This window comes from Leucobacter sp. UCMA 4100 (assembly GCF_027853335.1).
GTDB lineage: Bacteria > Actinomycetota > Actinomycetes > Actinomycetales > Microbacteriaceae > Leucobacter_A.
Window position 1 is genome coordinate 24,232 of the sequence record NZ_JAFEUS010000001.1, and the last position, 6,339, is coordinate 30,570.

General features: G+C 61.6%; 10 protein-coding genes. All 10 read right to left on the reverse strand.

Going from position 1 to position 6,339, the window contains the following annotated elements:
* Positions 1-8 precede the first annotated feature (8 nt).
* The gene (locus JSO19_RS00140; RefSeq protein WP_270909034.1) at positions 9-392 is read right to left on the reverse strand and encodes a DUF192 domain-containing protein; all 384 of its coding nucleotides are present in this window, start codon (positions 390-392) and stop codon (positions 9-11) included.
* Between the two features lie 50 nt (positions 393-442).
* Positions 443-898, reverse strand: coding sequence for a ParB family protein (locus JSO19_RS00145; protein ID WP_333734735.1), 456 nt, complete (start codon positions 896-898; stop codon positions 443-445).
* Complete coding sequence (locus tag JSO19_RS00150) at positions 823-1,614, reverse strand: ParA family protein (protein ID WP_270909036.1); 792 nt, start codon at positions 1,612-1,614, stop codon at positions 823-825. Before JSO19_RS00150 ends, JSO19_RS00145 begins: the two co-directional genes overlap by 76 nt.
* Before the next feature lie 100 nt (positions 1,615-1,714).
* A complete protein-coding gene (locus tag JSO19_RS00155) occupies positions 1,715-1,966 on the reverse strand; it encodes a hypothetical protein (RefSeq protein WP_270909037.1) in 252 nt (83 codons plus the stop codon).
* Positions 1,967-2,016: 50 nt separating this feature from the next.
* A complete protein-coding gene (locus JSO19_RS00160; RefSeq protein ID WP_270909038.1) occupies positions 2,017-2,439 on the reverse strand; it encodes a hypothetical protein in 423 nt (140 codons plus the stop codon).
* Between the two features lie 69 nt (positions 2,440-2,508).
* Positions 2,509-2,739, reverse strand: coding sequence for a glutaredoxin-like protein NrdH (nrdH, locus tag JSO19_RS00165; protein WP_270909039.1), 231 nt, complete (start codon positions 2,737-2,739; stop codon positions 2,509-2,511).
* A 353-nt stretch (positions 2,740-3,092) separates the two neighbouring features.
* On the reverse strand, positions 3,093-4,067 hold the full coding sequence (locus tag JSO19_RS00170; RefSeq protein WP_270909040.1) for a DUF3560 domain-containing protein: 975 nt from the start codon (positions 4,065-4,067) through the stop codon (positions 3,093-3,095).
* A gap of 44 nt (positions 4,068-4,111) precedes the next feature.
* A complete protein-coding gene (locus tag JSO19_RS00175) occupies positions 4,112-4,429 on the reverse strand; it encodes a hypothetical protein (protein ID WP_270909041.1) in 318 nt (105 codons plus the stop codon).
* A gap of 363 nt (positions 4,430-4,792) precedes the next feature.
* Positions 4,793-5,932 carry a hypothetical protein gene (locus JSO19_RS00180; RefSeq protein WP_270909042.1) on the reverse strand — a complete coding sequence of 380 codons (1,140 nt, stop codon included), beginning with the start codon at positions 5,930-5,932 and terminating at the stop codon, positions 4,793-4,795.
* Between the two features lie 227 nt (positions 5,933-6,159).
* Positions 6,160-6,339 (reverse strand): hypothetical protein (locus tag JSO19_RS00185; RefSeq protein WP_270909043.1); only part of this gene is annotated, 180 nt, incomplete at its 5' end.

The window sequence follows — 6,339 nt, forward strand, 5'->3', positions numbered from 1 at the left end:
CTTAGTCGTTAGTAACTGACTGAGGTTCCCGGCTCGACGTGCGAAAACACGTCCCGGTGAACTTCTAAGATCGCGTCTACCTTGCCGGGTGACGGGATCTTTTCGCACTGTTCGGGTGTATCCCAGTCGCACGGGTTGAGCGCGTCAACGCGCACCACTTCGTGATTGAGGATCCAAACCACATCGAGGGGAATTAGCATCCCGTGTCCCCACACGCTCGTGTCCTGCGGCTCTGCCAGCTCGAATAGCATTCCCTCGTTGAGCTGCAAGTCAACGCGGCCTTTTAGGCCTGCCTCCTGCTGCTCGACCGTGGTTGCTCGCGCGGCGGAGATTGTGGTGCCGTCGATAGTGACTGTCGCCTTGCTCGGTGAACATGCCGTGAGCGCGCCCACAGTGACAGCTACGGCGGCAATTGCTAGAACTCGATGGCGGATCCTCACGGCTAGTCCAGGGGCCGTCCCAGCGCCCCTGTGCCTGGCGCTGCGCTTTCGAATGGCTTTCCGTCGTTGTAGAGGGCTTCGAGCCGTTCCACTTCGCGGAGCATCACGGCTGCGTGAAAATCGCTATAGGTGCGGTATCCCTCGCGCTGCCCTACAGTCTGAAAAGCGCCGCGTGTGCGGTCTGCTTCCGCACGCTCTTGGTAGTAAGCGACCTTGGTTTTCTTACCCGCAACCGGCTTCGCTACGGACTCTGCCGCAGGGGCCGGCTGTGGGGCCGGCTGCGCCTCTACGGGTGCCGCAGCGGCCCGCTCAGGGGCCTGCGCGGTCACTGGGGAAGATCCCGCCAGCGACGATTTCAGGGGTACGCGCTGCTTCGACATAACTACTTGCCTTTCTCCATGAGGGCACGAATGTATCCCTCGTAAATCTCCACGAGCTCGCGGGTTTCGCTGCCCCATTCGTCAAGTCCCTGGGTGGACTCCATCGCATCAGAAATGACGATTCGCTTAGGCACCGGAGGCGCTAGAACGGTTACGCTACGCTGCTCGGCCGCTGCACTAATCTGGTCGGCCCAGTGCGCTCCCCCGATGGTGCGCGCCTCATGCTGGTTCACCAGGAACGCGGCAATTTCCAAAGCGGGGTTGTAGTGCTCGCGCACCAGGTCGATGGTGCCTAGAAGCTTGGCGATCCCATTTGCGCTGAACAGCTTGGATTGCGTGATGATAACCACGGCATCAGCAGCGGTCAGACTGTTGATTGTGAGCTGGTCAAGCGACGGCGCGCAATCAATCAGAATCAGGTCATACTCTGCACGCACGTTCTCGAGTTCACGGCGCAACCGCGATTCACGGCCAGCTCCGCTCAGCACCAGTTCATCGCGTGCGACTCCCAGAGTCTCCCCCGTTGTGGGAACGACGCTCAGGCCGTCCCAGATTCCGGGCACGATTACCTGTGCCAGCGTGGCCGCTGAACGGTCGCTGAGCGCGTCGGCAAGTCCCGCCGTATCTTCGCTGATCCCGTCGCCCAATACGGTCGTGATATTGCCCTGTGGGTCTGCGTCGATCACCAACACGCGCAGCCCTTCGAGCACCGCAGCTCGGGCAAGGTGAAAAGTGCTCGTGGTTTTTCCTACGCCGCCCTTTTGGTTGCAAAGCGCGAGTACTCGTGCGTTCATGTTGTCCTCCATCGTGGGCCTTGGCCCTAATAGTACTAAAAGAAGTATTGGGGACGATACCCCCAATGATGCGGGGCGGGCCACGCCCGCCCCGCGAGCGCTACGCCCTGCTCACGCTCATGGTGTGGCCGTCGATCTGCGAGGGATAAAAGACCCACTCAATTTCGCTCCCCACCGGCGCTACGAACCTCACGCCGTGCACGGGCGATCCTGGCTCAATAGGCCCAAGCGAGTTCGCTACAGTCAGCGGGCGCTTGTAGGGCTTGCCGTCGAGCGCCGTAAGCACATCGCCTACCCGAAGCTCTGCGAGCTGCGTTACCGTGATTTCCTTCATTTCCACTTCCCCGTTCATCGGTGACTACATTAGTACTATTGGCTATAATAGTACTAATGTAGTCAAGCTTAAATGGTGGCATTATCCCCAATGGTTCCGGCCCTGAGGTACCGGCTTCGCCAGCTCCGGTGGTTAGCGTCCAGCCGTTCCCCAAAAGTGCGGATTCCTTCCGCTAGGTCGATCAGCTCGCCCGTCATGGTTGCCTCGATCCGCTCGGCCGCGAGCTGCACGGGGATCCACTGCATTCCATAGGAGAAGTAAACCTCGATCATGCCTTCACTGTCGGCGGTGGCCCCTACGCCTTCGCCGTTCACTACCGCTGCGACATTGCCAGTCGCGCGAAAGAACATCTGCGGCCCCGGGCCGTCGCTGAGGGCGTCCGGCTCTGCGCCGGGGTACTGGTTCGTAAATACCGCGCGGGCCTCCCGGAGCAAAGCAGCGGGATCAAGGGCGTTGGTGAGCGCGCCTGCCGGTCGGTTGTTCTGGGTCATTGTTCCTCACTTCGTTTCGGTGTTAGTACTATTGTAGCCAATAGTACTATTAGGGTCAAGTTGTGGCGATCAGCCTGCGAGCTTCCCGATAAGGTCAGGGCGAAACCCTGACCAGTGGTGCCCCGCCTTTGCTACCACTACGGGCGCTTGCAGGTAGCCAAGCGCTTTGACTGCCTCCACGGCCTCGGGGTTCTCCGTAAGGTCAATCACCCGGTAGGGGATCCCCTTGCTTTCGAGTGCCCGATACGTCGCGGTGCACTGCACGCAATGGGGCTTGCTGTAAACGGTGATGGTGTCCATGTGTCTGTCCTTTCGATCACTCTGAGGTTCGTTCCTGATAAGCGGAGCAATGCGCCCGGAAGTGCCGGAGTGCAACCGGAGGCGGCGGGGGAGAGAATTTCGGGCGAAATAAGGGAGCCTGCGACCGCGCCCGAAAATCTCGGCGGAGACGGCCGCGAAGCGGCTTGCGCGGAGGCCGTGGGCGCAATGATGGAGCGCCAGGAACGAACCAGGGTTGCTTTTGCCTTGTGGCCCTTGGGCCACTCGATCAAGCGCGAAGCGCTCGGGGAGCGCGAGGGGTTTACCCCTCGCCCGCTGCGGCTCTGCCGTGGCGGGCACTTGGCCCCAATAGTACTATTGGGGCCAAGTGGGCGTTACTTCTGCGCCGCTGCTGCTGCCCTGATTTCTGCGACCTCTGCGGCGCTGCGGTGCCCCAGTAGCTCGGGGTAGTCGAGTCGATCTGTCCACCCCATATCGGTCTTTACCGTGACGCTCTTTGCGTTGACCCTGACCACTTCGAGCCAGCCGTAGCGGTATCGAACATAGTCACCCTTTGCGATCTGCTCGCGGCTGTAGCTCGTTGCCTTGCCTTCCTCGACCTGCTGGGCGCGGATCCCTTGCCAGTAGTCGAGCTGGTCGCGCTGCTCTTTGAGTTGCGCTGTGACGCGCTCACGGTGTGCGCCGGACACTGGGGCTACTTCCTCGCGGTAAGGGCTTCCCGGGTTGCGCGTGTGCCCGTTTAGGCTGCGCTCGCTAGCCCTGATTTCGGCTTCGATTTTCTTGATTCTGTTGGCGACCGTCTGCACGCCGTAGCGCGCCGCGGTTGTGGTGGCTGCTGTTTCAGCTCGTGCCGCGGCGTGGTCTGCTTCCTTGCCTGCCGCTACCGCCTTACCTAACGTGCTGTGCGCACGGTCAATCGCGTTTCGGTGGCGGGTTTCGCTGTGGTGTCCAATCTTGATCGGCTCACCCATCGCGGGCAGCGCTCGGCCCGCTGCGTCAGCTCGTGCCGCGGCTTGGTCCGCCTGCTGGCTCTTGCGCTCGGCCTTTGCTTCAAGCGCGGCCGCGCGCTGCTCCTGGCGCTCGATCTTTGCGGCCTCTACCTCGGCAGTGCTGCGGGTCGTTTCTTCGATCTCTGTTGCAACCTCGAACCCTGCTTCGCGCAGCGCGGCCGCGCTCTGGTTGATTCGGTAGTGATTGGGCAAGCGGTCGCGGCTGTGGGGGATATACCAAGCCGCGATGCTGCGACCCCAGCGCCAGCGCTGGGCCTTCAAGACTTCGGCGGATCCGTCGCCGCGCTCGGTGCCCTCGATGATGGTTCCGGCCTCGTGGGTGTGTGTGATGGTGAGCATTTCAAAACCTTTCAGATTTAGTGGCATTGGGGATAATAGAACTATTAGGCGACTTCGAGAATGTCTAGGGCTTCGAGGCAATCCCACATAGCGCCGTGATCTTCGGACACTGGATAGTTTTCTGTCCACTCGGCCGCGTAGTAGTGCTCAGCCATGAGCGCAGCAACTTCGATGCGGGTTGAGCCGGTAAACGTCTTGCCATCGTCATCGGTGACTGTCAGCGTTCGGGCGTTCGGGCCTGCTTCTCGCGCGTCGGCCTTTGCGGCCCATTCGCGGTAGTCGCGGCCCTCGTTGCTGAAACGGCTGGGGTGTGCTTCGATCTGCTGGCTGTACCATTCGCGAGCTTCGCCGGTGGTTGTCATGGTGTCTCTCCCTGTGCTGAACATTTTTTGTTTCTTCCTGATGGAGGATCCAAAGCGGCCCGACTGGTGGAGTGCAACCGGAGGCGGCGGGGGAGAGAATTTCGGGCGAAATAAGGGAGCCTGCGACCGCGCCCGAAAATCTCGGCGGAGACGGCCGCGAAGCGGCTTGCGCGGAGCCACAAAGGGTTGCGACGATTCGGATTCAGGAAGAAACAAAAACCCCGAAGGGGTTAGAAAACACTGGCCGCGGAGCGGCATGTGCGGAACGCACATTTGGGCTGCCGCACCCGCTTCGCGGGCTTGCCCTGGGGGAGTGGGGTGGGTGTCATCTGCTGGGAGGCAACGGTGCCGGGTGAGTTCGTTCTAGGCATTGATTCGGGTGGCTTTCTCAGCACGCCAGTTCTCGAAAAATGCTTCTCGTGCGGCGATAGCCTCGGGGGTGTTTGCCCGTGCTCGTTCAGCTTCGCGCTCGGCTCGGTCAGCGGCTTGTTGTGCTTGGATCTGTGCGCGGCGCTCCTGGGCGGCTTCCCGGCGCTCTGCGACTGTGGCGTAGCCCTCACGTTCGATGTACGCCAGTGCTCGGCGTAGCAGCGTCGTGAGGTAGCCCAACGGGTTTTTGACGTGTTCCCCGGTCATCGTTTGTAGCCCGGTATCGGCGGTGAGCCTGTCGAGCACTTCGATTACGTCTGCTCCGGTCATTCGCTGCGTGTCCAGCCCGCTCTTGACGATCACCCGGCAGATTGTGCCGATGTGCTCGCCCTGGTGCCTCAGCTCGGGCTTGCAGCCCGGGCGCTCTGTCACCAAACTGCGCCAGCGACCCAGGAACGGCAGGCGGGTGGTCAGCTCTTGGGCGATATGTGCGACCTCGGGGCGGTACATGGTTCGTTTTTTGGGTGCTGATTTCTTTTTTTCAATTGCTCCCGGCCGCGGAGCGGCCTTGCGCGCGCCTGCGCGCTTTGGTGAGTTAATTCTTAGGTGAGCTAAGGGGTTTATAAACCCTCTACGAGGTAGGTGGACATTTGATGCTGCTGGCGTGGGTGCGGGCAGCGTCAGAGCGCGCACTGATGCAGCGCGCCGCTGAGCGCTACCGTGCAGCGCTGCGGCCTCCGCACGCTCTGCCTTTGTGAGGTACCGGCCCGGTACTACGACAACGGCAAAACCAAGCTGTTGGATCAGCTCGCGGCCGCGCTGCACGGTGCGCTTGCAGCACCCGATGGTGTTTGCAACTGTGTCGTGTGATGTGGCCACGCCGCGGCCGTTGCGGCTATCGGCGCTCTCAGCGTCGAGCGTGGCGATGCGTAGCAGCGTCGTGAGCGTGATGCTGATGCGACGGCGTGCACTCTCGCCCTCGGGCGTGCGCAGCGCCTCCATGAGGCGCGTTAGCCACTGTTCCCGGTTGCTCCATGCGGGGATCCGGGAATATGCGCCGTCGGGGACGGGGAGCGACCAAGAGAGTCGCTGCACCTGCGTGCCCGGGCGGCGGCGCTGGGGGACATGCTGCACGCGCTGACGGGACTTTGGGGTGTCGCGCGACACGCTAATGGTGGCATTAGTCCTATTAGACCCAATAGGTCTAGTTTCGGCTATAATCAAACCATCGTTCCTTTCGGGAACGGCAAAGGGAGCCTCCCACGCGGGTGGCTTTCAATCGCTAGAGCTGATTTCGTCGCCAAACTTCAGCAGCTCTAGCCGGAGCTTATGGCCCACACCTCGGTGTGGGCCTTCCTCTTTTAGGGGGAGTCGATAGGTAGTTCTCCATCTTTCAGGCCGGGGCGCTCGGGCAACCACTCGGGGTAGCCGCGTTCGTCCAGTGGCATATTCATGGCCAGGGCATCAAACAGCGCAGCAGCACTCATCCCTGAGTGCTGCGCGATCTGCACGAAACGATCGCGGGCTGCGCGTTCCACGAC